This is a genomic window from Pseudomonas sp. 7P_10.2_Bac1, assembly GCF_025465935.1.
Lineage (GTDB): Bacteria > Pseudomonadota > Gammaproteobacteria > Pseudomonadales > Pseudomonadaceae > Aquipseudomonas.
Window position 1 is genome coordinate 274,019 of record NZ_JANLNV010000082.1, and the last position, 23,373, is coordinate 297,391.

Genomic DNA, 23,373 nt, shown 5'->3' on the forward strand with positions numbered 1-23,373 from the left:
ATGGTTGATCAATGGAAGGCGCCTGCTGAAGGTGAGCCGACAGTCGGTGATGACAAAAGCTGGAAGCTGCTGGAAAAGACGTTGCTGGCGGGTGTGCAGGAGCAGCGTCGTGCGCGTCGCTGGGGTATCTTTTTCAAGTCGCTGACCTTCTTGTATCTGATTGCGATGCTTTTTCTGTTTACGCCGCTGCTGGATATGGAGCGCAGTGCAACCAAGGGTGCTGGTTATACCGCGCTAATTGATGTGCAGGGCGTGATCGCCGATAAAGAAGCGGCCAGTGCTGATAACCTGATTACCAGCTTGCAGGCTGCGTTTGATGACCCTAAGGTCAAGGGCGTGATACTGCGCATCAATAGCCCTGGCGGCAGCCCAGTGCAGTCGGGCTATGTCTACGACGAAATACGCCGTCTGCGTGCTCTGCACCCTGATACCAAGGTGTATGCGGTGATTTCTGATCTGGGTGCATCGGGGGCTTACTACATTGCCAGTGCGGCCGACGAAATCTATGCCGATAAAGCCAGTCTGGTGGGTTCTATCGGTGTGACGGCGGCAGGTTTCGGATTTGTCGGGGCCATGGAAAAGCTGGGTGTTCAGCGTCGCGCCTACACCTCTGGCGATCACAAGGCGTTCCTCGATCCGTTTGAGCCGGAAAAACCGGATGAAACCAAGTTCTGGCAGGGTGTGCTGAACATTACTCACGATCAGTTCATTGCCAGCGTCAAGCAGGGGCGTGGCGATCGTTTGAAAGACAAGGATCATCCGGAGTTGTTCTCCGGTCTGGTCTGGACCGGTCAGCAAGCCCTGCCTTTGGGGCTGATCGATGGTCTGGGCAGTGCCAGCATGGTTGCGCGTGATGTGATCGGCGAGAAAGAACTGGTCGATTTCACTGTGCAAGAATCGGCATTCGACCGCTTCTCGAAAAAGCTGGGCGCCAGCGTCGCTTCGCAGTTGGCTATGTGGATGGGTTTTCAAGGTCCGACACTGCGCTGATTGTTAAGCTCAAAAAAAACCGGCCTGAATGGCCGGTTTTTTATGGCTGAAAACCAGCCCGTAGGAGCGAGCTCGCCTCGCGATCTTTTGATCTTCTAAATAGAGATCGCGAGGCAAGCTCGCTGCGGTGCAGTTGATCAGGGTATGGCGACGCCCTGCGCCAGCAGCATGTCAACAAGACGTATGAGTGGCAGGCCAACCAGGCTGGTGGCGTCATCGCCTTCGGTGCGTTGGAAGAGGCTCACACCCAGCCCTTCGGCTTTGAAGCTGCCAGCGCAGTCGTAAGGCTGTTCGGCGTGCAGGTAGCGCTCGATCTGCTCGGCGCTCAGGGTGCGCATGTGTACGGTAAACGGCACGCAATCGGTCTGATAGTGCCCGGTCTGGCTATTGAGCAGGGTCAAGCCGGTCAGAAAGCTCACGCTGGCCCCGCTGGCGTTCAGCAATTGCTGGCGTGCCTTGTCGAAAGTGTGGGGCTTGCCGATGATCTGATCATTGAGTACCGCCACTTGGTCGGAGCCGATAATCAGGTGTGCCGGGTGGCTGGCGGCCAGGGCCTGGGCCTTTTGCAGGGACAGGCGCTTGACCAGCTCAATGGCTGACTCGCCGGGGCGATGGCTTTCGTCGATGTCGGGGGAGCTGCAGATGAACGGCAGGCGCAGGCGCGACAGCAAATCGCGACGATAAACCGAGCTTGAAGCTAGTAATAGAGGTAACATGCGCGACTCCTGTAGGCGGCCCGGAATTCTAGCGAGAGTAACGGTTGTCGCACAGGCACAATTTCCTTTGACACGTGAGGGGGTCGTCCCTAGAATGCTGCGCCTATGTTGAATGACCCGATTCCATCTCACGTTGACCCGCGCAAATTAGCTGATCGCGGCACTACCCTTGAAGGTGAAGTGCAGCTGGCTGATTTGGAGAGACTCTGCGACCCGCTCGCCGACAATGTCGGTGTGGTCCAGGCTAAATTTGTTTTTGAGCGCGACGAGCGAAGATCTGTGGTAATCCACAGCTCCATCGACGTTGAGGTCAAAATGGTTTGCCAGCGTTGTCTTGAGCTGGTCACCCTGCCGATCCACAGCGAATGCAGTTACGCGGTGGTGAAGGAGGGTGCGAATACCCAGTCGTTACCGAAAGGTTATGACGTGCTGGAACTGGGCGAAGATCCTTTGGATCTGCAGTCATTGATGGAAGATGAGCTTCTGCTCGCCTTGCCTATCGTGCCTGCTCATCATCCGGAAGAATGCCAGCAGCCGGCGGGTCTCGATGAGCCCGAACCAGCCGAGGACGAGGTAACGCGGTCCAACCCGTTCAGTGTATTGGCGCAGTTAAAGCGTGACCCAAACGTTTAGGAGTTAATCAATTATGGCTGTTCAGCAGAACAAAAAATCCCGCTCTGCCCGTGACATGCGTCGTTCGCACGATGCTCTTTCGGCTAGCACTTTGTCTGTAGAAAAAACCACTGGTGAAGTTCACCTGCGTCACCACGTATCGCCAGAAGGCGTATACCGTGGTCGTAAAGTGATCGACAAGGGCGCTGACGAGTAATCACTTGTCCGTTCAGGTCATCGCGATCGACGCAATGGGCGGGGACTTCGGTCCCCGCAGCATTGTTCAGGCTTGCATTGCTTGCCTTTGTGCTACGCCCTCGCTGCATCTGACCCTGGTGGGTCAACCCTCCCTGCTTGAAGAATTGATCAATAGCCATTCGGCTGTGGATCGCTCGCGCCTGACCATTACCCCAGCTTCTGAAGTGATCTCCATGAGTGAGCGGCCTTCGCACGCGTTGCGCAGCAAGCCGGACTCCTCCATGCGGGTGGCGCTTGAATTGTTGCGTGATGGAAAGGTTCAGGCGTGTGTAAGTTCAGGCAATACCGGTGCGCTGATGGCGTTGTCCCGGCATGTGCTCAAGACCTTGCCTGGCATCGATCGGCCGGCGATGGTGGCGGCGGTGCCGACTCAGACCGGTTATTGCCAGATACTCGATCTGGGGGCGAACGTCGATTGCACGGCTGAGCAGTTGTTTCAGTTTGCGGTCATGGGCTCGGTGGCGGCGCAGGCATTGGGTATTGCTCGGCCTCGACTTGCCCTGCTCAATATCGGCACGGAAGACGTCAAGGGTAACCAGCAGGTCAAGGAAGCGGCTGCCTTGTTGCAGGCGGCATCCGGGTTGCACTACATCGGCTACGTTGAAGGTGATGGGGTGTATCGCGGTGAGGCGGATGTGGTGGTATGTGATGGATTTGTCGGCAATATATTGCTCAAATCCAGCGAGGGTCTGGCGACCATGATTTCCAATCGGCTTGAGGCTGTGTTCAAGCGCACGTTGTTCAGTCGCTTGATCGGTGTGCTGGCGTTGCCCTTGATGCGTCGTCTGCAGGCTGATCTGGCACCGGCCCGGCACAACGGAGCCAGCTTTTTGGGCTTGCAGGGCATTGTTATCAAGAGTCACGGTTCGGCAGGTGCTCAGGGCTTTCAAAGTGCGATAGAGCGCGCATTGATTGAAATCCATGAAGACCTGCCAAAACGTTTGCATGGACGTCTTGAAGGGTTGTTACCGTAGGCGTTTTAGTGGGCGAGTACTTAAATGTGACCGCTCAGTCAAATCAGCCATCCAACTGTCAGTTTCTTGCGTCTGCCAATGCGCGACGTCAATTCACCGACGACAAGATCATTAGGGGCTTGTTACATGTCTACATCCCTCGCATTCGTCTTTCCAGGGCAGGGTTCGCAGTCCCTCGGCATGTTGGCCGAGCTGGGCGCGGCACATCCGCTGGTCCTGGAAACATTTAAAGAAGCGTCTGACGCTCTTGGGTATGACCTGTGGGCGTTGACCCAGGAAGGTCCTGCTGAACAACTCAATCAAACCGACATTACACAGCCTGCGATCCTGACTGCCTCTATCGCCTTGTGGCGTCTGTGGCTGGCTGAAGGTGGCAAGCGTCCAGACTTTGTTGCGGGTCACAGCCTGGGTGAGTACAGCGCGCTGGTCGCGGCGGGCTGCCTGAGCCTGGCTGATGCGGTAAAGCTGGTTGAGCGCCGTGGTCGCTTGATGCAGGAAGCCGTACCGGCCGGTCAGGGCGCCATGGCGGCGATTCTGGGCCTTGATGACGCGGTGGTTATCAAGGCATGTGCAGAGGCCGCGCAAGGCGAAGTGGTCAGCGCGGTGAATTTCAACTCGCCGGGCCAAGTGGTTATCGCCGGTGCCAAGGCGGCGGTTGAGCGTGCCATGGAGCTGTGCAAGGCGGCGGGTGCCAAGCGTGCCTTGCCGTTGCCCGTGAGCGTGCCTTCGCACTGCGAGCTGATGCGTCCGGCAGCCGAGCGTTTTGCGGAGTCGATCGAAGCGATCGACTGGCAAGCACCGCAAATCGAGCTGGTACAGAACGTCAGCGCAGCGGTTGCGCCGGACCTGGCCACCCTCAAGCGTGATTTGCTTGAGCAACTGTACAAGCCTGTACGTTGGGTTGAATCGGTTCAAACACTGGCGGCCAAAGGCCCGGTTGATTTGGTTGAGTGCGGCCCGGGCAAGGTCCTGGTCGGCATCAGCAAGCGTTGCGCCGACGGCGTGACAACTCACAATTTGAACACCCCGGATGCCTTCGCTGCCGCTCGCGCTGCGCTGGCCTGAATCTGAATTAGGAGAAGCCTGCATGAGCTTGCAAGGTAAAGTTGCACTGGTAACGGGCGCTAGCCGTGGCATTGGTCAGGCTATCGCGTTGGAGTTGGGTCGTCAGGGCGCCGTGGTTATCGGCACCGCGACTTCGGCTTCCGGAGCCGAGCGCATTGCTGCCACTCTGAAAGAGCACGGTGTTCAAGGCACGGGTCTGGAGCTCAACGTCACCAGCGATGAATCGGTTGCGGCGGTGTTGGCGAGCATCCAGGAGCAATTCGGTGCGCCGTCCATTTTGGTCAATAATGCCGGCATCACCCGCGATAACCTGATGATGCGCATGAAAGATGACGAGTGGCATGACGTTGTCGATACCAACCTGAACAGTCTGTTCCGCCTGTCCAAGGGCGTTTTGCGTGGTATGACCAAGGCCCGTTGGGGACGAATTATCAGTATTGGCTCGGTTGTGGGTGCCATGGGCAACGCAGGCCAAGTAAACTATGCCGCCGCCAAGGCAGGCCTTGAAGGTTTTAGCCGCGCATTGGCACGTGAAGTGGGCTCGCGCTCGATCACTGTCAACTCGGTAGCACCAGGGTTCATCGACACCGATATGACCCGTGAACTGCCAGAAGCACAGCGCGAAGCCTTGCTGACGCAGATTCCGCTGGGCCGTTTGGGGCAGGCACAAGAGATCGCGAACGTGGTCGCTTTCCTGGCTTCTGACGGTGCAGCCTACGTGACTGGGGCTACAATTCCGGTCAACGGCGGGATGTACATGAGTTAAATGTGACGGATTGCTTCAAAAAAATGTCATACGAGCTGTCTAAAATCCGTTATAAAGCTGCAACCTATTTATAGGTAGCCGGTTCTTGATGGGTGAGTACAAAGCTTTCAGTTGAAAAACCGAAAAGCCTTTCGATACACTTGCCCACTGGCCAGCTGCCTGAATTTGTCCATTAGGAGTGAAAACAAGGTATGAGCACCATCGAAGAACGCGTCAAGAAAATCGTTGCCGAGCAACTGGGCGTTAAAGAAGAAGAAGTGGTTAACACTGCTTCCTTCGTAGAAGACCTGGGTGCCGACTCCCTTGACACCGTTGAGCTTGTGATGGCTCTGGAAGAGGAATTCGAGACTGAGATTCCTGACGAAGAAGCTGAAAAGATCACTACTGTACAAGCCGCTATCGATTACGTTACTGCCCACCAGGCGTAATAGCTTGTAATCGCTGCGCGCTGTCATGGAAAAACCGCACTGCCGCTCTGGCGTGCGGTTTTTTCTTTAGGTGTGATGCAAAGTGTCGTCAATAGAATAAAGGAGAGTGCTGTGTCGCGTAGACGCGTCGTAGTCACCGGTATGGGGATGTTGTCGCCACTGGGGGCAGATGTACCAAGCACCTGGCAAGGCATTCTGGCAGGCCGAAGTGGCATTGGTCTGATCGAACACACGGATCTTTCTGCCTATTCCACCCGTTTTGGCGGCTCGGTACAGGGCTTTAACGTTGAGGATTACCTCTCTGTCAAAGAGGCCCGCAAACTAGACCTGTTTATTCAGTACGGTTTGGCAGCTGGCTTTCAGGCGGTGCGTAATGCCGGGCTTGAAGTCACTGATGCCAATCGAGAGCGTATTGGTGTGGCGATGGGGTCAGGTATTGGCGGTTTGACCAATATCGAAGAAACCAGCCGTACCTTGCATGATCAAGGCCCACGACGGATTTCCCCGTTTTTCGTGCCGGGCTCGATCATCAATATGATTTCCGGTTTTCTGTCTATCCATTTGGGTACACAGGGACCTAACTACGCGGTGTCGACGGCGTGTACCACGGGTACGCACTGCATCGGCATGGCGGCACGCAACATTGCGTACGGTGAAGCCGACGTGATGATTGCCGGTGGTGCCGAAATGGCAGCCTGCGGCCTGGGCATGGGCGGCTTTGGTGCCTCGCGTGCGCTATCGACTCGCAACGATGACCCGACGCGTGCCAGCCGTCCATGGGACAAAGGCCGTGATGGTTTTGTCCTGTCTGATGGTGCTGGTGCGTTGGTCCTCGAAGAGCTGGAGCACGCCAAGGCACGTGGCGCCACCATCTATGCCGAGTTGATCGGTTTTGGCATGAGCGGCGATGCGTTCCACATGACCTCGCCACCGGCTGACGGTGCGGGCGCTGCGCGTTGCATCACCAATGCCTTGCGCGATGCCAAGGTGAACGTGGACCAGGTGCAGTACATCAACGCCCACGGTACCTCGACGCCTGCTGGCGACCTGGCTGAAGTGCAGGCTATCAAGTCGGTGTTCGGCGATCATGCCTACAACCTGGCGGTGAGTTCCACCAAGTCCATGACCGGTCACTTGCTGGGTGCGGCGGGTGCGGTCGAAGCGATCTTCAGCGTCTTGGCTATCAACAGCCAGGTGGCGCCGCCGACCATCAACCTCGACGAGCCTGATGAAGGCTGCGATCTGGACTTTGTCGCGCACACGGCGCGCGAAATGCCGATCGATGTCGTGCTGTCCAACTCCTTTGGGTTTGGCGGCACCAACGGCTCGCTGGTGTTCCGCCGGTACGTCGACTGATGCAAAGCTGGGTTGACGGTCAGCCGGCGAACGCCCTGGCGTCGCTCAAGGACCGTGGGCTGGCCTACGGAGATGGTTTGTTTGAAACCATTGCCGTCCGGGCTGGCCAGCCGTTGCTGCTGGACCTGCACTTGCAGCGTCTGGCGCAAGGCTGCTCCCGGTTGGCGATTGCTGCGGATCACGCCCTGATCCGCAGCGAATTGCTGGCCTATGCGCACGCGATGGGCGAGGGCGTCCTCAAGTTCATCCTGACCCGCGGCGATAGCCTGCGTGGTTACAGCGCTTCTCCTGAGGCTCAGCCTCGACGAATTCTGCAAGCCAGTCCGGCTGCTGCCTACCCTCTGGCTTATGCATCAGAAGGGGTTCAGCTATTTGACTGCGCCACCCGTTTAGCCGAGCAGCCGCTGCTGGCGGGGCTCAAGCACCTCAATCGCCTTGAACAAGTGCTGGCGCGCGCTGAATGGCAAGACCCGGCCTACGCCGAGGGTTTGATGCGCGACACCTCTGGGCGGGTGATCGAAGGGGTATTCAGTAACCTGTTTTTAGTCTGCGACGGGGTCTTGGTCACCGCCGATCTGCAACGTTGCGGCGTGGCCGGGGTGATGCGTGCCGCCTTGCTGGCCCATGCCGAGCAGCACGCCATCCCGTGTCTGATCACAGACATTAGCCTGACGCAGTTGCAGCAGGCCGATGAGGTCTTCCTCTGCAACAGCGTGTATGGCATCTGGCCGGTGCGCGCGTTTGCAGAGCTTAGCTGGTCGGTAGGCCCGCTCACCCGTAAACTGCAAGGCATTGCTCGCACCCTATTGGATGTCTGATTCGTGAAACGTAAATTCTTGGTGCTGCTGGAGATGGGTCTGGTGCTGGCGGGCTTGCTGCTGGGCGCTAGCGCCTGGAAGCTCGATTCGGCGCTGGAACAGCCGCTTAACCTGACGCAAGAACGACTGCTCGACGTCCCGGCGGGCGCTACACCGACCGGCACGTTCAACCGGCTGGAAGCCGATAAGACGCTCACTGATGCGTTTTGGCTGCGATTGTACTGGCGCTTCAACTTGGCAGGTCAGCCCTTGCACAGTGGTGAATACCGCATGACACCGGGCATGACTGCTCAAGACCTGATTGGCCTGTGGCAGCGTGGGGAAGTGGTGCAATACAGCCTGACCCTCGTAGAGGGCTGGAAGTTTCGCCAGGTGCGTAGCGCTCTGGCCAAGCATGAAAAAATCGAGCAGACCCTGGCAGGGCTGAGCGACAGCGAAGTCATGGACAAGCTCGGTCACCCGGGTGAATTTCCCGAGGGTCGATTCTTTCCCGACACCTACCGCTTTGTTCGGGGCATGACCGATGTCCAATTACTTGAAAAGGCCTACGGCCGCTTGGAGAAAGTCCTGGCTCAGGAGTGGGAGCAGCGCGATCCGGACGTACCGTATGCCGATCCCTATAAAGCGCTGATCATGGCTTCGTTGATCGAAAAGGAGACCGGTGTGCCCCAAGAGCGCGGGCAAATTGCCGGGGTCTTTGTGCGTCGGATGAAAATCGGTATGCCGCTGCAAACCGACCCGACCGTGATCTACGGCCTGGGCGAACGCTATAACGGCAAGCTGACCCGCGCCCATTTACGCGAGCCGACGCCGTATAACACTTACACCATTCCTGGCTTGCCGCCGACACCGATTGCGATGGTCGGGCGCGAAGCGATTCATGCTGCCTTGCATCCGGTACCGGGTAGCAGCCTGTACTTTGTCGCCAAGGGCGATGGCAGCCACACGTTTTCTGACGATCTGGATGCGCACAACAACGCTGTGCGCGAATACCAAATCAAACGCCGGGCTGATTACCGCTCCAGCCCTGCACCGGCACCTGCCGCGCAACCGTCTGCAGAACCTGGCGCTGATCCGCAAGTGCCACCTGCACCGGTTCCAGCGCAAGAGCCAAGCCCGCAATGACACTGATTAAGGATAGCTGCCTGTGACTGGCCTGTTTATTACCCTGGAAGGCCCCGAAGGTGCGGGCAAGAGCACTAACCGCGAGTACCTGGCCGAGCGCCTGCGCGAGGCAGGCATCGATGTGGTGCTGACCCGCGAGCCGGGTGGCACGCCATTGGCCGAGCGCATTCGCGAGCTGCTGTTGACCCCAAGTGATGAAGCGATGTGTGCCGACACCGAGCTGCTGCTGGTGTTTGCCGCCCGTGCCCAGCATCTGGCTGAAGTCATTCGCCCTGCACTGACGCGGGGCGCGGTGGTGCTGTGTGACCGTTTTACCGATGCCACTTACGCCTATCAGGGCGGCGGTCGCGGCTTGTCGCAGGAGCGTATTGCCACGCTGGAAACCTTCGTTCAAGGCACCTTGCGTCCAGACCTGACGCTGGTCTTTGACCTGCCGATTGAAGTGGGCATGGCCCGCGCCAGCGCTCGTGGTCGGCTAGACCGTTTCGAGCAAGAGGGCCGTACCTTCTTTGATGCAGTGCGCAGAACTTATCTCAAGCGTGCCGAGGCAGCCCCCGAGCGCTATCGTCTGATCGATGCCGCGCAGTCGCTCGAGCATGTTCACGGGCAGCTCGATCGTTTGTTGCCGCACGTGCTGGATGTGTACCGTGGCTGAGGCTTATCCCTGGCAGGACAGCCTGTGGCAGCAACTGGCGGGACGTGCGCAGCATGCCCACGCGTATTTGCTGCACGGCCCGGCGGGCATCGGCAAGCGAGCGCTGGCTGAACGCTTGATGGCCCGCTTGTTGTGTCAGTCGCCGGCCGGGCTTGAAGCCTGCGGCCAGTGCAAAGCCTGTCTGTTGCTGGCGGCCGGCAGCCACCCGGACAACTACATTCTTGAGCCGGAAGAAGCTGACAAGCCGATCAAGGTCGACCAGGTGCGCGATCTGGTCAGCTTCGTGGTGCAGACCGCGCAGTTGGGCGGGCGCAAGGTGGTGTTGGTCGAGCCAGTCGAGGCGATGAACATCAACGCGGCCAACGCCCTGCTCAAAAGCCTTGAGGAACCGTCTGGTGACACCGTGCTGCTGTTGGTCAGTCATCAGTCGAGCCGTTTGTTGCCGACCATCCGCAGCCGCTGTGTACAACAAGCCTGCCCGTTGCCGAGCGAGGCGATGAGTCAAGAATGGCTGGCCAAGGCCTTGCCCGATTGCAGCGACGAAGAGCGGGCACAATTGCTGACGCTGGCAGCGGGCTCGCCACTGGCTGCCGTCAAGTTGCAGGCACAAGGTGTGCGTGAGCAGAGGGCGGCGGTTGTAGACGGCGTCAAGAAACTGCTCAAGCGCGAAGCCTCGGCCACTCAATTGGCAGAAGGCTGGAATGCCATCCCCTTGCTGTTGTTGTTTGACTGGTTCTGCGATTGGTCGAGCCTGATTTTGCGCTACCAGCTAACCGAAGACGAAACCGGGCTGGGGCTGGAAGACATGCGCAAAGTGGTGCAGTACCTGGCACAGAAAACCTCGCAGGACAAAGTCTTGGCTATCCAGGACTGGATCCTCGCCCAGCGCCAAAAGGTATTGGGCAAGGCCAACCTCAACCGTGTGTTGTTGCTTGAAGCATTACTGGTGCAATGGGCAAGCCTGCCCGGCCAGCGCTGATTTGATTGATTTGATGAGCAGGTAATTTTTGTATGTTGGTTGACTCCCATTGCCACCTTGATCGTCTCGACCTGAACGCTCACGACGGTTCACTCGACGCTGCGCTTGATGCTGCCCGTCAGCGGGGCGTCGGGCACTTTCTGTGCATTGGCGTGAGTGCCGACAACGCGGCGGATGTCAAAGCCTTGACCGAGCGTTATGCCGATGTGGATTGCTCGGTGGGTGTCCACCCGCTGGACGTTCAGCCCGGTGCGGCGCCTGCGCTGGACTGGTTGCTGAGCGAGCTGAATCACCCGCAGGTGGTCGCGATTGGCGAGACCGGCCTGGACTACCACTACGAGCCTGAAGCTGCCGAGTTGCAGCAGTTGTCGTTCCGGGTCCACCTGGAGGCCGCGCAACAGACCGGCAAACCCGTGGTTATCCACACCCGCGGTGCTCGCGCCGATACCCTGAACCTGCTGCGCGAAGCGGCGCTGCCCCAAGCCGGTGTCTTGCATTGCTTCACTGAAGATTGGGACATGGCCAAAGCTGCGTTGGACATGGGCTATTACATCTCGTTGTCGGGGATTGTGACCTTCCGCAATGCCGATGCCTTGCGCGATGTCGCCAGCAAGGTGCCAGCGGATCGCTTACTGGTTGAGACCGATTCGCCTTATCTAGCGCCGATCCCGCATCGTGGAAAGCCGAATCTGCCGCAATACGTGCGTGAAGTGGCTGAGTTTCTGGCTATGTTGCGCGGTGAGCCCTACGAGCGTTTCGCCGAGCAGACCACCGAAAACTTCAAGCGCCTGTTCCCACTGGCCCGCGTCAAAGCTTAAACCTGCCTTTGAAGGAGCGAGCTTTTGACTGTCTAAAAGATCGCGAGGCAAGCTCGCTACAAAGTAAAAGGCAAAAAAAACCCGGACTCTGGGGAATCCGGGTTAAGACCATTAGACGTAAAACAAAGGCACACATCCGGTGCTGCCTTCAATGCCGGCGTGGCACTTGGGGGGATGTAACGCCGACAGGTTAAGTATTGGTCAGCTTTGTTGAACGTCCAGTGATGCATTGATCGTTTTTTAAACAGATTTGGAATACTCGCAATTCGTTTGAGTGCGCTTTCTTTTGAAATGAATTGAGCTGTAAACATCGAACGGTAGGATGGTCCGTGCAATTTATCGTGACTAATGCATAATACTCCGCTTCCATTTTGACCCCTACAGACCTTTTCTTATGCACAAAGAACCCCGTAAGGTCCGTGAGTTTCGTCGCCGCGAGCAAGAAATTCTCGACACCGCGCTCAAGCTGTTCCTCGAACAAGGTGAAGACAGTGTCACCGTCGAGATGATTGCTGATGCCGTGGGTATTGGCAAAGGCACGATCTACAAGCACTTCAAGTCCAAGGCCGAGATCTATCTGCGGCTAATGCTCGACTACGAGCGCGACTTGAACACGTTGCTGCACTCCGCAGATGTGGATAAAGACAAAGAGGCGCTGTCGAGGGCCTACTTTGAATTCCGCATGCGCGACCCTCAGCGCTATCGGCTGTTCGATCGCCTGGAAGAAAAGGTCGTCAAAGGCAATCAGGTACCTGAGCTGGTTGAAGAGTTGCACAAGATCCGCGCGTCCAACTTTGAACACCTGACCCTGCTGATCAAAGGCCGGATCAGCGAAGGCAAGCTCGAAGACGTCCCGCCTTACTTCCACTATTGCGCCGCCTGGGCGTTGGTGCACGGTGCCGTGGCCCTGTATCACTCGCCGTTCTGGAGCAATGTGCTGGAAGATCAGGAAGGCTTTTTCCAGTTCCTGATGGACATCGGCGTGCGCATGGGCAACAAACGCAAGCGCGATACGGACACGCCAGCGGTCGAGTAAATTCCTGTCATGGCCGAAGGTCTTGGGGCCTATACTCGGTTTGGGTTGTGCCAGAGCGTGATGAATCATCCTGTTCTGGCACGGCCGATAATCCCCGCGCCGGAGTGATTCATGATTGTTGACCGCCAAGGCAGACGCTTTCGCAATTTGCGTATCAGTCTGACCTCTGCATGTAACTACGCCTGCACTTACTGCGTGCCGAATGGCAAGCGGCTGGTGGCGGCGCAGGATGAGCTGTCAGCCGAAGCCATGGTGCGCGGGGTGGCTTACCTCATCGAAGCTGCCGGGATTGAACGCTTGCGCATCACCGGTGGTGAACCGCTGGTCAGCCCCAAGCTGGAAACCTTTATACGTGAGGTCGGCCAACTGGGCTTGAGCGATATCAGCCTGACCACGAATGGCCAACTGCTTGCGCGTAAGTTGCCACTGTTGCACGAGGCGGGCATTCGCCGGCTAAACGTTTCTCTGGACACCCTGGACCCTGCGGCCTTTCGCAGTATTGCCCGCGGCGGCGATTTGCCGACGGTGCTCGACGGAATGCGGCAAGCCCGTGCCGCCGGGATGAAAATCAAGGTCAACATGGTGCCGCTGCGCGGGCAAAATTTCGATCAAATCATGCCGTTGCTGGATTACTGCCTTGAGCACGGCTACGAACTGCGATTTATCGAGTTGATGCGGATGGGGCATCTGGCCAGTGACGGTAACGGCTTCTTGCAGCAGTTTGTCAGCCTGCAACAGCTATTGGCATTGATCGGTGAACGCTACAACTATCTGCAGGCCGATGCCCCAATAGATGCCACTGCGGTGCGTTATCACATCCCTGATCGCGGCTATTTTGGCGTCATTGCCAACGAAAGTGTGCCTTTTTGCCGAACATGCTCGCGTTTGCGACTGTCCTCGACGGGATGGCTGCATGGCTGTTTGTCTTCAAGCAATCGCCACTATGTGGGCGACCTGCTGAACAAACCGCGGCACGAAGCCTTGCCAGCCTTGCAGGGGCTGTTGATCAAAGCCCTGGCAGATAAACAGGACATCGCATTCTCGGGTGGTGCCACGGTCATGAAAATTATCGGCGGCTAATGAGCCTCACTCGGATGCGGGTCAAACTGGCGCGCAAACTGCATTACGCGACTATTCGCCGGATTCCTGTCGCCGGCCATCGGGAGAATAGAATGCGTAGTCTGTGTGGGGCGCTGGCTTTTCTGGCGTTGAGCGGCTGTATGACGGTCAGCGATATGGGCGAGGGCGTGCGCTATCAGATGAGCGACGCCGGGTTGCTCGATCACAGCAACACCCGTCGCAGCAACTCACTGCGCATTCAGCCAGATTCCTTCATCTATATTGCCCAAGGGGCCTTTGCGCCGATCGGCGATCCTTATGTACGCCCTAACGTGGTGGCCGAAGAAGCCTTCAATGGGTTCGTTGAATACTTTCCGATGGTACGCCGGGCCAAAGCGCCCGAGGGGCTGGATGCGGCAATGGCTGAGGCCCGCGGTTTTGGCGCGCACTACCTGCTGTACACGCGTTTTGCCCGCGCCGACGACCGTATTGGCAACAGCGATGAATGGCTCGACCAAGAAGAAATCAGCCGCCTGGGCGTCGACAGTGGCGTGATCCAGGTCATGTTGATTGAAACCAGTACTCAGTACCTGATCGATACCGCGACCATCCGCAGCCGTGGCGGTTTGCTGACGTTTCACAACAACAAGCCCGAAGACCTGATTGGTCCGCCGCTGGCGAAGTACGCGCGCAGCTTGATAGGCTTGAGCGATCAATAAGTTCAGGAGAGCAGCATGAGTGAGCCGGTAGACGTCAGTAACCTGTTGGCGCAAATCCCCAAGGCCGACAAGGGGCTACCGCCGGTTCACCTGTGGGACACGGCGTTCTGTGGCGATATCGACATGCGTATCGCCCGTGACGGCACCTGGTATTACATGGGGACGCCGATTGGACGCAAGCCAATGGTCAAGCTGTTCTCGACCATTATTCGCCGTGATGGCGATGACTACTTTCTGATCACGCCCGCGGAAAAGGTCGGCATCACTGTCGATGATGCGCCGTTTGTCGCGGTTACCCTGGAAGTAGAAGGGCAGGGCGAGCAGCAAGTGCTGCGCTTTACCACCAACGTGGATGAGCTGATCACAGCAGACAAAGAACATCCGTTGCGCATCGAGATCGACCCCGAGACTCAGGAGCCGGCGCCATACCTGCTGGTGCGGCGTAACCTGGAAGCGCTGATCCATCGTAACGTGCTCTACCAACTGATCGAGCTGGCCGTGTCACGCACCCTCGACGGCCAGAACTGGCTGGGTGTGTGGAGCAGCGGCGAATTCTTCGTCATCGGCCCAGAGCCGGACTAAACCCCATCCCCCCGTAGGAGCTCGCCTCGCGATCTTTTAAAGGATCAAAAGATCGCGAGGGAAGGGGGAGGTGGTTAGGCCTTCAGTGTTTTCATGTCGATCACAAAGCGATATTTAACGTCGCCTTTCACCACGCGCTCGAAAGCATCGTTGATGTTTTTGATGTCGAGCATTTCGATGTCGCAGGTGATGCCATTGGCAGCACTGAAGTCGAGCATTTCCTGGGTTTCAGCAATGCCGCCGATCAACGAGCCAGCCAGTACGCGGCGTTTGAACACCAGGTTGAACGCATCCAGCGCCGGATCAACCGGCTCAATCAGGCCCACCAGAATGTGCACGCCGTCAAAACGCAGGGTCTCGAGGTAGGGGTTCAGGTCGTGAGGCACCGGAATGGTGTCCAGCAGGAAGTCGAAGCGGTCAGCAGCGGCTTTCATCTGCTCAGGGTCGGTGGACACGATCACGTGGTCGGCACCTTGCTTGTAGGCCTCTTCTGCCTTGGCAGCCGAACGGGTGAACAGCGTTACTTCCGCGCCCATGGCCTTGGCGAACTTGATGCCCATGTGGCCCAGGCCGCCCATGCCCAAAACGCCGACTTTATCGCCTGCTTCTACGCCGTAGTGTTGCAGCGGGGAGTAGGTGGTGATACCGGCGCACAGCAATGGAGCTGCGCTGGCTGGGTCGAGGTTTTCAGGAATGCGCACGACAAAGTGCTCGCTGACCACGATGCTGTCCGAATAGCCGCCCATGGTGTTGGTGCCGTCGACCCGGTCTGGCGTGCAGTAGGTCATGGTCGCGCCTTCCAGACAGTATTGCTCCAGGTCTTCTTTGCAGGCCGAGCACTCGCGGCACGAGTCAACCATGCAGCCAACACCGACCAGATCGCCGACTTTGTGCTTAGTGACTTTTTCGCCAACAGCAGTGACTTTGCCGACGATTTCGTGGCCTGGCATTACTGGATAAACGGCAAAGCCCCAGTCGTTGCGTGCCTGGTGGATGTCAGAGTGACAAACGCCGCAGTACAGCACTTCGATGGCTACGTCGTCCGGGCGCGGTGCGCGGCGGTTGAACTGCATCGGAGCCAGTGGCGCAGAAGGCGTTTGAGCCGCATAACCGATGGCATTGTAAGTGACGTTAGACATGAGGAACCTCGAATAGCGTTAACAGTGAACAGGGCGCAATTCTGCGCCCGCAGACCGTGTAGGACTATGACGATTCCTACGCCTGTCATGCCTATTCGTCCGAAGTCGCGGAGCAACTGTCGCTTTATTAATCAATTCTGCGAAGATGCGCCGATCCCTTATTGCTGCGAAATATCTTCATGTTTTTGACGCGTCACCGCGATGAGAACGCCACACTGGTGTCACTTATCAAACCACTGGCCACCCGTTTGGGCTTCGTTGATACCTTGATGCCTGAAGTGCGTGTGGTGTCTGCGTGCAATACCGTTTCCCGGATGCCACAGATTTATGAGCCGAGCCTGATGGTGATCGCCCAGGGCAGCAAGGTGGCCTATCTGGGGGCGCGCACCATGGAGTACGGAGCCGGGCATTATCTGGTGCAGGCCTTGTCGGTGCCCTTTGAGTGCGAAACCTTTGCTTCCCAAGATATGCCGCTGCTGGGGGTTTCCATCAGCATCGATCGGGCAGTGCTGGGGGAGTTGGTGCTGGCCATGGGACTGGACCCTGAACGCAGTGTGGCCCAGACCCCGGAGTCTATGACCTCGGCGGTGCTGGATGACGAAATGCGCCAGTCGGTTGAGCGTTTGTTGCGGTGTCTGCATGACCCGCTGGAATGCCGAATCATGGGGCGCGCACGATTGCGCGAAGTGCTGTTCGCTGCCTTGCGTGGGCCGCAGGCCAGCGTGTTGCGGGCGCTGGTTGAGCAGCAGGGGCAGTTTGCACGGGTGGCGGCATCGTTGACGCATCTGCACGAGCACTTTGCCGAGCCGCTGAATGTCGAGACCTTGGCCCGTTGCGCGAACATGAGCGCGTCGACCTTCCATGAGCACTTCAAGCGCAGCACGTTGTTGTCGCCGGTGCAGTACCTCAAGCGTCTGCGGCTGCTGCGGGCTCAGCAATTGCTGTTGAGTGACGAGGGGTTGGGTGTGGCGCAAGTAGCCGAGCGGGTGGGTTACCAGAGCACTTCGCAATTCAGTCGCGAGTACAAACGCTATTTTGAACGCAGCCCGGGGTGTGAAAGCTCGGTGTGCTGACTGCCTGGACTCTGTAGGAGCCAGCTTGCCCCGCGATCTTTTCAGCGTTCAAAAGATCGCGAGACAAGCTCACTCGCTTGGACTTACATGTTCGGGTAAGTCGGACCGCCAGCACCTTCCGGGGTTACCCAAGTGATGTTCTGCGACGGATCTTTAATGTCGCAGGTTTTGCAGTGAACGCAGTTTTGCGCGTTGATCTGGAAACGCTTCTCGCCGCTTTCCTGGGTAATCACTTCATACACACCGGCCGGGCAGTAACGCTGGGCAGGCTCGTCGTAGAGCGGCAGGTTAACGTTGATCGGAATGCTCGCATCACGCAGCTTGAGGTGGCACGGCTGTTCTTCTTCGTGGTTGGTGCTGGACAGGAATACCGAGCTGAGTTTGTCGAAGCTGAGTTTGCCGTCCGGCTTCGGGTAGTCGATCTTCTTGCAGTCTTTGGCCAGCTTCAGGCAAGCGTAGTCTGGCTTGGTGTCGTGCAGGGTGAACGGCAGTTTGCCGCCGAAGATGTTCTGATCGATCCAGTTGAAGCCGCCACCCACGATTGGGCCAAACTTGTGCAGGGCCGCGCCGAAGTTACGGCTGGCGAACAGCTCTTCATGCAACCAGCTGTTCTTGAAGGCATCAACGTACGTGTTGAGTGCGTCGCCGCCCTCGGAACCCGCCAGCAGCGAGTCCGCCACGGCATCAGCGGCCAGCATGCCGGACTTCATCGCCGTGTGGCTGCCTTTGATCTTGGAGAAGTTCAGCGTGCCCAGGTCGCAACCAATCAGTGCACCACCGTTGAAGATCATTTTTGGCAGCGAGTTCAGGCCGCCCTTACAGATGGCTCGGGCACCGTAGCTGATGCGCTTGCCGCCTTCCAGGTACTGCTTGAGAACCGGGTGATGCTTGAGGCGCTGAAACTCGTCGAACGGCGACAGGAATGTATTGGTGTATGACAGATCGACGATCAAGCCAACCACAACCTGGTTGTTTTCCAGGTGATAAAGGAAGGAGCCGCCGGTGTTTTCACTGCTGGTGACGTCCAGTGGCCAACCTGCGGTGTGCACGACCAGGCCGGGCTGATGCTTGGCCGGCTCGATTTCCCAGATTTCTTTCAGGCCGATGCCGTAGTGTTGGCTGTCAGCATCGCTGTCGAGTTTGAAGCGTTCGATCAGTTGCTTGCCCAAATGGCCGCGACAGCCTTCTGCGAACAAGGTGTACTTGCCGCGCAGTTCCATGCCGGGGGTGTACAGGCCTTCTTTTGGGTTGCCTTCGCGGTCAACGCCCAGATCACCGGTGATGATCCCGCGAACCACGTTGTTTTCGTCGAACAGGACTTCCTGGGCCGCGAAGCCGGGGTAGATTTCTACGCCCAGGTTCTCTGCCTGCTGTGCCAGCCAACGGCACAGGTTACCCAGGGAAATGATGTAGTTGCCTTCGTTGTGCATGGTTTTAGGCACAAAAAAGTCAGGTACTTTTGTCGCAGCGCTGTCACTGCGCAGTACATAAATGTCATCGCGGGTCACTGGTGTATTCAGCGGTGCGCCGAGTTCTTTCCAGTCAGGGAACAGTTCGTTCAGGGCGCGAGGTTCAAATACCGCACCAGACAGGATATGAGCGCCGACTTCGGAGCCTTTTTCAACCACGCAGACGCTGATTTCTTTACCGGCTTCGGCGGCCTTCTGCTTTAGACGGCAGGCGGCGGACAGACCGGCAGGGCCGGCGCCGACGATGACCACGTCGAATTCCATGTATTCGCGTTCCACAGGCTATCTCCTACTCAAGGCTCTACGGTTTTTTCTAATTGGAGGTTTGGCGTTTCATCCATTATTCCCTCGCCTGGCGGGCGAAGAGGCAATGGATGATGCGCCGCTCTCTCTATGGGCGCGCATTATATCTACACCACTAGCAGCGTCCAATACAAACGTTTGTTTGAAATCGCTGCAAGCCAGACAAATCAATGACACGCGGCTCTAAAGTGGCCGATTTGCTGTATTGACCGCAAATGGTGTTCCGGTCAAGATACGGGCGGTTTTGCGCTCGCCGTAGGCTGATCGTTGGTTTCAAGAGCACCTCTAAAGACAGGGCACAGGCACGAGCCTGTCGGAGCCTGACATTTTTTGAGCGGAGTTTACACGTCCTTTTCGAGTATGACTTGGTAGTCACACCTGACAGACGGTCGCAGGGAAGATTTGGGCACTCGTCATTCTTTTTATAAAGAAGGGCACGGCAACGATCTTTGGAGGTGCCCTTGTGCTGATGAACTACAACCGCCAGGTTCGCCTAGGCGACTTTCTTTTCACCGGAGAGTAACGAGGAATCCATGAAGGTTCTTGTAGCTGTCAAACGAGTGGTCGATTACAACGTTAAAGTTCGCGTCAAGGCGGACAACTCCGGCGTTGACCTCGCCAACGTCAAGATGTCGATGAACCCCTTCTGCGAAATCGCCGTGGAAGAAGCCGTACGCCTGAAGGAAAAAGGTGTTGCGACTGAAATCGTCGTCGTCTCAATCGGCCCGACTACCGCTCAAGAGCAACTGCGCACCGCGCTGGCTCTGGGTGCCGATCGCGCCATCCTCGTCGAATCTGCCGAAGACCTGACCTCGCTGGCCGTGGCCAAGCTGCTCAAGGCTGTGGTCGACAAGGAACAGCCTCAGCTGGTGATCCTGGGTAAACAGGCTATCGACAGCGACAACAACCAAACGGGCCAGATGCTGGCTGCACTGACTGGTTACGGTCAGGGTACCTTCGCTTCGAAAGTCGAAGTGTCGGGCGACAAGGTTGCTGTGACCCGCGAAATCGACGGCGGCGCGCAAACTGTTTCGCTGAGCCTGCCGGCCATCGTCACCACCGATCTGCGTTTGAACGAGCCGCGTTATGCGTCCCTGCCAAACATCATGAAGGCCAAGAAGAAGCCGCTTGAAGTGCTGACGCCAGACGCGTTGGGCGTTTCTACCGCTTCGACCAACAAAACCGTGAAAGTTGAAGCGCCAGCTGCACGCAGCGCGGGCATCAAGGTCAAGTCGGTGGCTGAACTGGTCGAGAAACTGAAAAACGAAGCGAAGGTAATCTAACAATGACTATCTTGGTAATCGCAGAACACGACGGCAAAGTACTGGCTCCGGCCACTCTGAACACCGTAGCCGCCGCTGCCAAAATCGGTGGCGATATCAACGTCCTGGTTGCCGGCCACACCATTGGCGCCGTCGCTGAAGCCGCCGCGAAAATCGCTGGCGTGGCTAAAGTGCTGGTAGCCGACAACGCTGCCTACGCGCATCAACTGCCAGAAAACGTTGCTCCGCTGGTCGCCGAGTTGGGTGCTGGCTACAGCCACATCCTGGCTGCCGCGACCTCCAACGGCAAAAACATTCTGCCGCGCGTTGCTGCCCAACTGGACGTTGATCAGATCTCCGAGATCGTTTCGGTTGTCAGTGCTGACACCTTTACCCGCCCAATCTACGCCGGTAACGCCATCGCAACCGTGCAGTCGACTGCGCCAGTCAAAGTGATCACCGTGCGTGCTACCGGTTTCGACCCGGTTGCTGCTGAAGGTGGTTCGGCTGCCGTTGAGGCCGTCAACGCAGTTCACGATGCAGGTACTTCGTCGTTCGTCAGCGAAGAACTGGCCAAATCGGACCGTCCTGAGCTGACCGCTGCCAAAGTCGTCATTTCTGGCGGTCGCGGCATGCAAAACGGTGACAACTTCAAACACCTGTACGCACTGGCCGACAAGCTGGGTGCTGCTGTAGGCGCTTCGCGTGCTGCGGTTGACGCAGGTTTTGTACCGAACGACATGCAGGTCGGCCAGACCGGCAAAATCGTTGCGCCACAGCTGTACATCGCCGTCGGTATCTCCGGTGCGATCCAGCACTTGGCCGGTATGAAAGACTCCAAAGTGATTGTTGCAATCAACAAGGACGAAGAAGCGCCGATCTTCCAGGTAGCCGATTACGGTCTGGTTGCGGACTTGTTCGAAGCAGTCCCAGAGCTGGAGAAACTGGTTTAATCCAGTCGCTTCACTTATAAAGAGCCCGGTTGTCCGGGCTGTCAGGAAGGGCAGGGCACACGCTCAGCTTTCTCTTGGTAGCCTGAATGACCGGGTTTTTTTATGTGTTTGAATAATGCGGATGGAGCGTATGAATATGGATGTGCGGCAGGTAAGCAGATTGTTATTGGGCTTGGCATTGCTCCCTTTGCTGTCAGAGGCTGCGGGCAAATGCGAGCGCCTGATCGTGACCGGCAGCCCAGATGCCCCACCGTATTTGTGGCGTGATCCCGCCAATCCAACACATTTGATCGGCGCCAGTGCCGACCTGCTGCAACAGGCTGCCGACGCGCTGGGTATCAAGGTAGACGTGCTGTACGCCGGCAAGCGTTCCCAAGCTCAGGATGAAGTGCGCACTGGGCGCATGGACATGCTGCTCGACGCGCCACTGACCCTGGCCGGGTTGAACTCGCTTGATTACATCCATCCGCCCCTGGTGCGTAATGACTATCTGGTGTGGACGCGCAAGGATTCACCCTTGAGCTACGAAACCCCTGCTGATTTGCACGGGCATACCGGCGCGGTCTCGGAAAAGGCCCGCTTGACCGAATCCTTCGAGGCCTTCGCTCAGCGTCAGTTGACCCTCAAGCCTCAGACCAACCTGACCCAGGCGTTTCAAAAGCTGTTGCTGGGCCAAGTGGAGTACGTATTGGCCGGTCGTTACGCGGGCATGGCAACGGCCCAAACCCTGGGCATTGCCGATGACTTGCTGGCACATCCGCAGCCGATTGATCAGCCGGGGTTGTTTTTGGCGATCTCCCATGACTCGGCCTGCAATGATCCCTGGTTACGCGGACAGCTCGCCAAAAAGATGACAGAATTGCCCGCCTCCGGCCTGGCCGAGGCCGCCTTGCAACGCAATCTGGAGCGGTGGAAGTCGCAACTGCAGCAACCGCCCAGCGTCCCAAAACAGTAGGAATTTTTAGTGACGATTCGACCTCTTTTCGCAGCCCTGGCTGTTCTGGCTCTGGCGGGGTGTGCGAACGACCCTGCACCGAATCAACAATTACGTTTGAGTGAGCAAGCCGTGGAGCAAGCCAGGGCGGTCGGCGCGAGCGCCGATGACATGCCTGAACTCAAGCAGGCTGAAGACAAACTGGCCCAGGCCCGGGCCGACATGGTTGAAGAGTCCTACAAAGACGCACGCCTCCAGGCAGAGCAAGCTGAGCTTGATGCTCGCTTGGCCGAGGCGCGCGTTCTGACGCAAAAAAGCCAGGAACAACTGAACGTGCTCAACACCCGCATCACCCGCTTGCGCAAACAACTGGCGGAGGCCCAATGAGTTTCAAGTCCGGTGTTTTCAGCTGCGCAATGTTGTTTGGCGGCCTCAGTCTGGGCGGTTGTGCCGGGCATCACGGCAGCGATCAGGCCTTGCAGCAGGCCAACAGCGATTTTCAGGCCGTAAAGGAAGACAGCAATGTTTTGCGTATTGCGCCAAAAGACGTGATTCGCGCGGGGGAGTCGCTGGCACGTGCCGACCGTTTGTCCAGCTACTGGGGCAGTGGCGAGGACGTGGAACACTACGCCTATCTGAGCCAGCGCTACAGCGAGATTGCCCGTGAACACACCCAGAAAGTCCTCAATGAAGAGCGTGCGGCCAAGCTCGAGCTGGAGCGTCAGCGCTTGCAACTGGCATTGCGCGAAGCCAAGTTGCTGAGTGTTCAGCAGCAAGGCAAATGGCTGGAAGAACAGATCATCAGCCTGGCAACCACTCAAACTGACCGGGGGCTGGTCATGACCCTGGGCGACGTGTTGTTTGATACCGGCGAAGCGGACCTGAAAAACTCGGCAAACCGCACGGTCCTCAAACTGGTGCAGTTTCTGCAACTCAACCCCAAGCGAATCGTGCGCATTGAGGGGTACACCGACAACACCGGCGGTACAGAAGACAACCTGACCCTGTCGCTGGCGCGGGCCCAGACCGTTGCCGATGTGCTGGTCGACCTAGGAATCGACGAAAAGCGCATCCAGGTGACGGGCTATGGCGAACAGTACCCGGTTGATGTGAACGCCACGGAGCGGGGCCGGGCGCAGAATCGCCGGGTTGAGATCGTCTTCTCTGACGAAAAAGGCCAGTTGGGCGCCGCTCGCTAAGCTCAACACCATCTTGTGGGAGCGAGCTTGCCTCGCGATCTTTTCAACGATCAAAAGATCGCGGGGCAAGCTCGCTCCTACAGGT

At 57.7% G+C, this 23,373-nt stretch carries 26 protein-coding genes; 23 read left to right on the plus strand and 3 right to left on the minus strand.

Translation table 11 applies throughout. The features are described 5' to 3' along the window. The gene (gene sppA, locus NTD86_RS19085) at positions 1 to 990 is read left to right on the plus strand and encodes a signal peptide peptidase SppA (RefSeq protein ID WP_262204472.1); all 990 of its coding nucleotides are present in this window, start codon (positions 1 to 3) and stop codon (positions 988 to 990) included. A gap of 137 nt (positions 991 to 1,127) precedes the next feature. On the opposite strand, the gene NTD86_RS19090 is transcribed toward sppA, so the two are convergent. Continuing rightward, positions 1,128 to 1,706, minus strand: a complete 579-nt coding sequence (locus tag NTD86_RS19090; protein ID WP_262204474.1) for a Maf family protein — start codon at positions 1,704 to 1,706, stop codon at positions 1,128 to 1,130. A gap of 105 nt (positions 1,707 to 1,811) precedes the next feature. Here NTD86_RS19090 and NTD86_RS19095 point away from each other — a divergent pair, with 105 nt between their 5' ends. The 16 genes from NTD86_RS19095 (at position 1,812) to NTD86_RS19170 (ending at position 14,956) form a co-directional block, all read left to right on the plus strand. Further along, entirely contained in the window at positions 1,812 to 2,339 is a 528-nt protein-coding gene (locus tag NTD86_RS19095; protein WP_262204475.1) for a YceD family protein, read from the plus strand. A gap of 13 nt (positions 2,340 to 2,352) precedes the next feature. After that, positions 2,353 to 2,535, plus strand: coding sequence for a 50S ribosomal protein L32 (gene rpmF / locus NTD86_RS19100; RefSeq protein WP_008375086.1), 183 nt, complete (start codon positions 2,353 to 2,355; stop codon positions 2,533 to 2,535). Positions 2,536 to 2,539: 4 nt separating this feature from the next. Continuing rightward, a complete protein-coding gene (gene plsX, locus NTD86_RS19105) occupies positions 2,540 to 3,550 on the plus strand; it encodes a phosphate acyltransferase PlsX (protein ID WP_262204476.1) in 1,011 nt (336 codons plus the stop codon). Between the two features lie 126 nt (positions 3,551 to 3,676). Further along, positions 3,677 to 4,615 carry an ACP S-malonyltransferase gene (gene fabD / locus NTD86_RS19110; RefSeq protein ID WP_262204478.1) on the plus strand — a complete coding sequence of 313 codons (939 nt, stop codon included), beginning with the start codon at positions 3,677 to 3,679 and terminating at the stop codon, positions 4,613 to 4,615. Between the two features lie 22 nt (positions 4,616 to 4,637). Next, a complete protein-coding gene (fabG, locus tag NTD86_RS19115; RefSeq protein ID WP_262204479.1) occupies positions 4,638 to 5,381 on the plus strand; it encodes a 3-oxoacyl-ACP reductase FabG in 744 nt (247 codons plus the stop codon). Positions 5,382 to 5,572: 191 nt separating this feature from the next. Further along, positions 5,573 to 5,809: an acyl carrier protein gene (acpP, locus tag NTD86_RS19120; RefSeq protein WP_007987170.1), complete on the plus strand. Its 237-nt coding sequence runs from the start codon at positions 5,573 to 5,575 to the stop codon at positions 5,807 to 5,809. 111 nt (positions 5,810 to 5,920) lie between these two features. Then, positions 5,921 to 7,165, plus strand: coding sequence for a beta-ketoacyl-ACP synthase II (gene fabF / locus NTD86_RS19125; RefSeq protein WP_262204481.1), 1,245 nt, complete (start codon positions 5,921 to 5,923; stop codon positions 7,163 to 7,165). Then, the gene (pabC, locus tag NTD86_RS19130; protein WP_262204483.1) at positions 7,165 to 7,983 is read left to right on the plus strand and encodes an aminodeoxychorismate lyase; all 819 of its coding nucleotides are present in this window, start codon (positions 7,165 to 7,167) and stop codon (positions 7,981 to 7,983) included. Before fabF ends, pabC begins: the two co-directional genes overlap by 1 nt. Positions 7,984 to 7,986: 3 nt before the next feature. Continuing rightward, complete coding sequence (gene mltG / locus NTD86_RS19135) at positions 7,987 to 9,108, plus strand: endolytic transglycosylase MltG (protein ID WP_262204485.1); 1,122 nt, start codon at positions 7,987 to 7,989, stop codon at positions 9,106 to 9,108. Positions 9,109 to 9,130: 22 nt separating this feature from the next. After that, a complete protein-coding gene (gene tmk / locus NTD86_RS19140) occupies positions 9,131 to 9,763 on the plus strand; it encodes a dTMP kinase (protein ID WP_262204486.1) in 633 nt (210 codons plus the stop codon). Continuing rightward, the gene (locus NTD86_RS19145) at positions 9,756 to 10,742 is read left to right on the plus strand and encodes a DNA polymerase III subunit delta' (protein ID WP_262204487.1); all 987 of its coding nucleotides are present in this window, start codon (positions 9,756 to 9,758) and stop codon (positions 10,740 to 10,742) included. The genes tmk and NTD86_RS19145 overlap by 8 nt, the downstream gene beginning before the upstream one ends. Before the next feature lie 32 nt (positions 10,743 to 10,774). Further along, positions 10,775 to 11,560, plus strand: coding sequence for a TatD family hydrolase (locus NTD86_RS19150; protein WP_262204488.1), 786 nt, complete (start codon positions 10,775 to 10,777; stop codon positions 11,558 to 11,560). A gap of 394 nt (positions 11,561 to 11,954) precedes the next feature. Continuing rightward, positions 11,955 to 12,596, plus strand: coding sequence for a TetR/AcrR family transcriptional regulator (locus NTD86_RS19155; RefSeq protein WP_048368789.1), 642 nt, complete (start codon positions 11,955 to 11,957; stop codon positions 12,594 to 12,596). Between the two features lie 111 nt (positions 12,597 to 12,707). After that, a complete protein-coding gene (locus NTD86_RS19160; protein ID WP_262204489.1) occupies positions 12,708 to 13,676 on the plus strand; it encodes a GTP 3',8-cyclase MoaA in 969 nt (322 codons plus the stop codon). Between the two features lie 92 nt (positions 13,677 to 13,768). Then, the gene (locus NTD86_RS19165) at positions 13,769 to 14,374 is read left to right on the plus strand and encodes a DUF4823 domain-containing protein (protein ID WP_262204490.1); all 606 of its coding nucleotides are present in this window, start codon (positions 13,769 to 13,771) and stop codon (positions 14,372 to 14,374) included. A 15-nt stretch (positions 14,375 to 14,389) separates the two neighbouring features. Beyond that, positions 14,390 to 14,956 carry a DUF1285 domain-containing protein gene (locus NTD86_RS19170; RefSeq protein ID WP_262204491.1) on the plus strand — a complete coding sequence of 189 codons (567 nt, stop codon included), beginning with the start codon at positions 14,390 to 14,392 and terminating at the stop codon, positions 14,954 to 14,956. 74 nt (positions 14,957 to 15,030) lie between these two features. Here the strand turns inward: NTD86_RS19170 and NTD86_RS19175 are convergent, their stop codons facing one another. Further along, positions 15,031 to 16,095 carry an NAD(P)-dependent alcohol dehydrogenase gene (locus NTD86_RS19175; RefSeq protein WP_262204492.1) on the minus strand — a complete coding sequence of 355 codons (1,065 nt, stop codon included), beginning with the start codon at positions 16,093 to 16,095 and terminating at the stop codon, positions 15,031 to 15,033. A gap of 179 nt (positions 16,096 to 16,274) precedes the next feature. On the opposite strand from NTD86_RS19175, the gene NTD86_RS19180 reads away from it, so the two are divergent. Continuing rightward, complete coding sequence (locus tag NTD86_RS19180) at positions 16,275 to 17,168, plus strand: AraC family transcriptional regulator (RefSeq protein WP_262204493.1); 894 nt, start codon at positions 16,275 to 16,277, stop codon at positions 17,166 to 17,168. 83 nt (positions 17,169 to 17,251) lie between these two features. On the opposite strand, the gene NTD86_RS19185 is transcribed toward NTD86_RS19180, so the two are convergent. Next, positions 17,252 to 18,916 (minus strand): electron transfer flavoprotein-ubiquinone oxidoreductase, encoded by a 1,665-nt coding sequence (locus tag NTD86_RS19185; RefSeq protein ID WP_262204495.1) that lies wholly within the window; start codon positions 18,914 to 18,916, stop codon positions 17,252 to 17,254. Between the two features lie 557 nt (positions 18,917 to 19,473). Here NTD86_RS19185 and NTD86_RS19190 point away from each other — a divergent pair. The 5 genes from NTD86_RS19190 to NTD86_RS19210 all read left to right on the plus strand — a co-directional run bounded on the left by NTD86_RS19190 (position 19,474) and on the right by NTD86_RS19210 (position 23,288). Then, entirely contained in the window at positions 19,474 to 20,223 is a 750-nt protein-coding gene (locus NTD86_RS19190) for an electron transfer flavoprotein subunit beta/FixA family protein (RefSeq protein WP_048368782.1), read from the plus strand. 2 nt (positions 20,224 to 20,225) lie between these two features. Further along, positions 20,226 to 21,155, plus strand: a complete 930-nt coding sequence (locus tag NTD86_RS19195; protein WP_262204496.1) for an electron transfer flavoprotein subunit alpha/FixB family protein — start codon at positions 20,226 to 20,228, stop codon at positions 21,153 to 21,155. Between the two features lie 136 nt (positions 21,156 to 21,291). Continuing rightward, on the plus strand, positions 21,292 to 22,110 hold the full coding sequence (locus tag NTD86_RS19200; RefSeq protein ID WP_262204516.1) for a substrate-binding periplasmic protein: 819 nt from the start codon (positions 21,292 to 21,294) through the stop codon (positions 22,108 to 22,110). 9 nt (positions 22,111 to 22,119) lie between these two features. Further along, a complete protein-coding gene (locus NTD86_RS19205; RefSeq protein WP_262204498.1) occupies positions 22,120 to 22,476 on the plus strand; it encodes a DUF4398 domain-containing protein in 357 nt (118 codons plus the stop codon). Continuing rightward, entirely contained in the window at positions 22,473 to 23,288 is an 816-nt protein-coding gene (locus NTD86_RS19210; RefSeq protein ID WP_262204499.1) for an OmpA family protein, read from the plus strand. The genes NTD86_RS19205 and NTD86_RS19210 overlap by 4 nt, the downstream gene beginning before the upstream one ends. Positions 23,289 to 23,373 lie beyond the last annotated feature (85 nt).

Excerpts from the sequence above, each read along its gene's own strand:
- sppA (WP_262204472.1), top strand. The coding sequence starts at position 1 with ATGGTTGATCAATGGAAGGCGCCTGCTGAAGGTGAGCCGACAGTCGGT.
- NTD86_RS19090 (WP_262204474.1), bottom strand. The coding sequence starts at position 1,706 with ATGTTACCTCTATTACTAGCTTCAAGCTCGGTTTATCGTCGCGATTTG.
- NTD86_RS19095 (WP_262204475.1), top strand. The coding sequence starts at position 1,812 with ATGTTGAATGACCCGATTCCATCTCACGTTGACCCGCGCAAATTAGCT.
- rpmF (WP_008375086.1), top strand. The coding sequence starts at position 2,353 with ATGGCTGTTCAGCAGAACAAAAAATCCCGCTCTGCCCGTGACATGCGT.
- fabD (WP_262204478.1), top strand. The coding sequence starts at position 3,677 with ATGTCTACATCCCTCGCATTCGTCTTTCCAGGGCAGGGTTCGCAGTCC.
- fabG (WP_262204479.1), top strand. The coding sequence starts at position 4,638 with ATGAGCTTGCAAGGTAAAGTTGCACTGGTAACGGGCGCTAGCCGTGGC.
- acpP (WP_007987170.1), top strand. The coding sequence starts at position 5,573 with ATGAGCACCATCGAAGAACGCGTCAAGAAAATCGTTGCCGAGCAACTG.
- pabC (WP_262204483.1), top strand. The coding sequence starts at position 7,165 with ATGCAAAGCTGGGTTGACGGTCAGCCGGCGAACGCCCTGGCGTCGCTC.
- NTD86_RS19150 (WP_262204488.1), top strand. The coding sequence starts at position 10,775 with ATGTTGGTTGACTCCCATTGCCACCTTGATCGTCTCGACCTGAACGCT.
- NTD86_RS19155 (WP_048368789.1), top strand. The coding sequence starts at position 11,955 with ATGCACAAAGAACCCCGTAAGGTCCGTGAGTTTCGTCGCCGCGAGCAA.
- NTD86_RS19160 (WP_262204489.1), top strand. The coding sequence starts at position 12,708 with ATGATTGTTGACCGCCAAGGCAGACGCTTTCGCAATTTGCGTATCAGT.
- NTD86_RS19165 (WP_262204490.1), top strand. The coding sequence starts at position 13,769 with ATGCGTAGTCTGTGTGGGGCGCTGGCTTTTCTGGCGTTGAGCGGCTGT.
- NTD86_RS19170 (WP_262204491.1), top strand. The coding sequence starts at position 14,390 with ATGAGTGAGCCGGTAGACGTCAGTAACCTGTTGGCGCAAATCCCCAAG.
- NTD86_RS19175 (WP_262204492.1), bottom strand. The coding sequence starts at position 16,095 with ATGTCTAACGTCACTTACAATGCCATCGGTTATGCGGCTCAAACGCCT.
- NTD86_RS19180 (WP_262204493.1), top strand. The coding sequence starts at position 16,275 with ATGTTTTTGACGCGTCACCGCGATGAGAACGCCACACTGGTGTCACTT.
- NTD86_RS19190 (WP_048368782.1), top strand. The coding sequence starts at position 19,474 with ATGAAGGTTCTTGTAGCTGTCAAACGAGTGGTCGATTACAACGTTAAA.
- NTD86_RS19195 (WP_262204496.1), top strand. The coding sequence starts at position 20,226 with ATGACTATCTTGGTAATCGCAGAACACGACGGCAAAGTACTGGCTCCG.
- NTD86_RS19200 (WP_262204516.1), top strand. The coding sequence starts at position 21,292 with ATGGATGTGCGGCAGGTAAGCAGATTGTTATTGGGCTTGGCATTGCTC.
- NTD86_RS19210 (WP_262204499.1), top strand. The coding sequence starts at position 22,473 with ATGAGTTTCAAGTCCGGTGTTTTCAGCTGCGCAATGTTGTTTGGCGGC.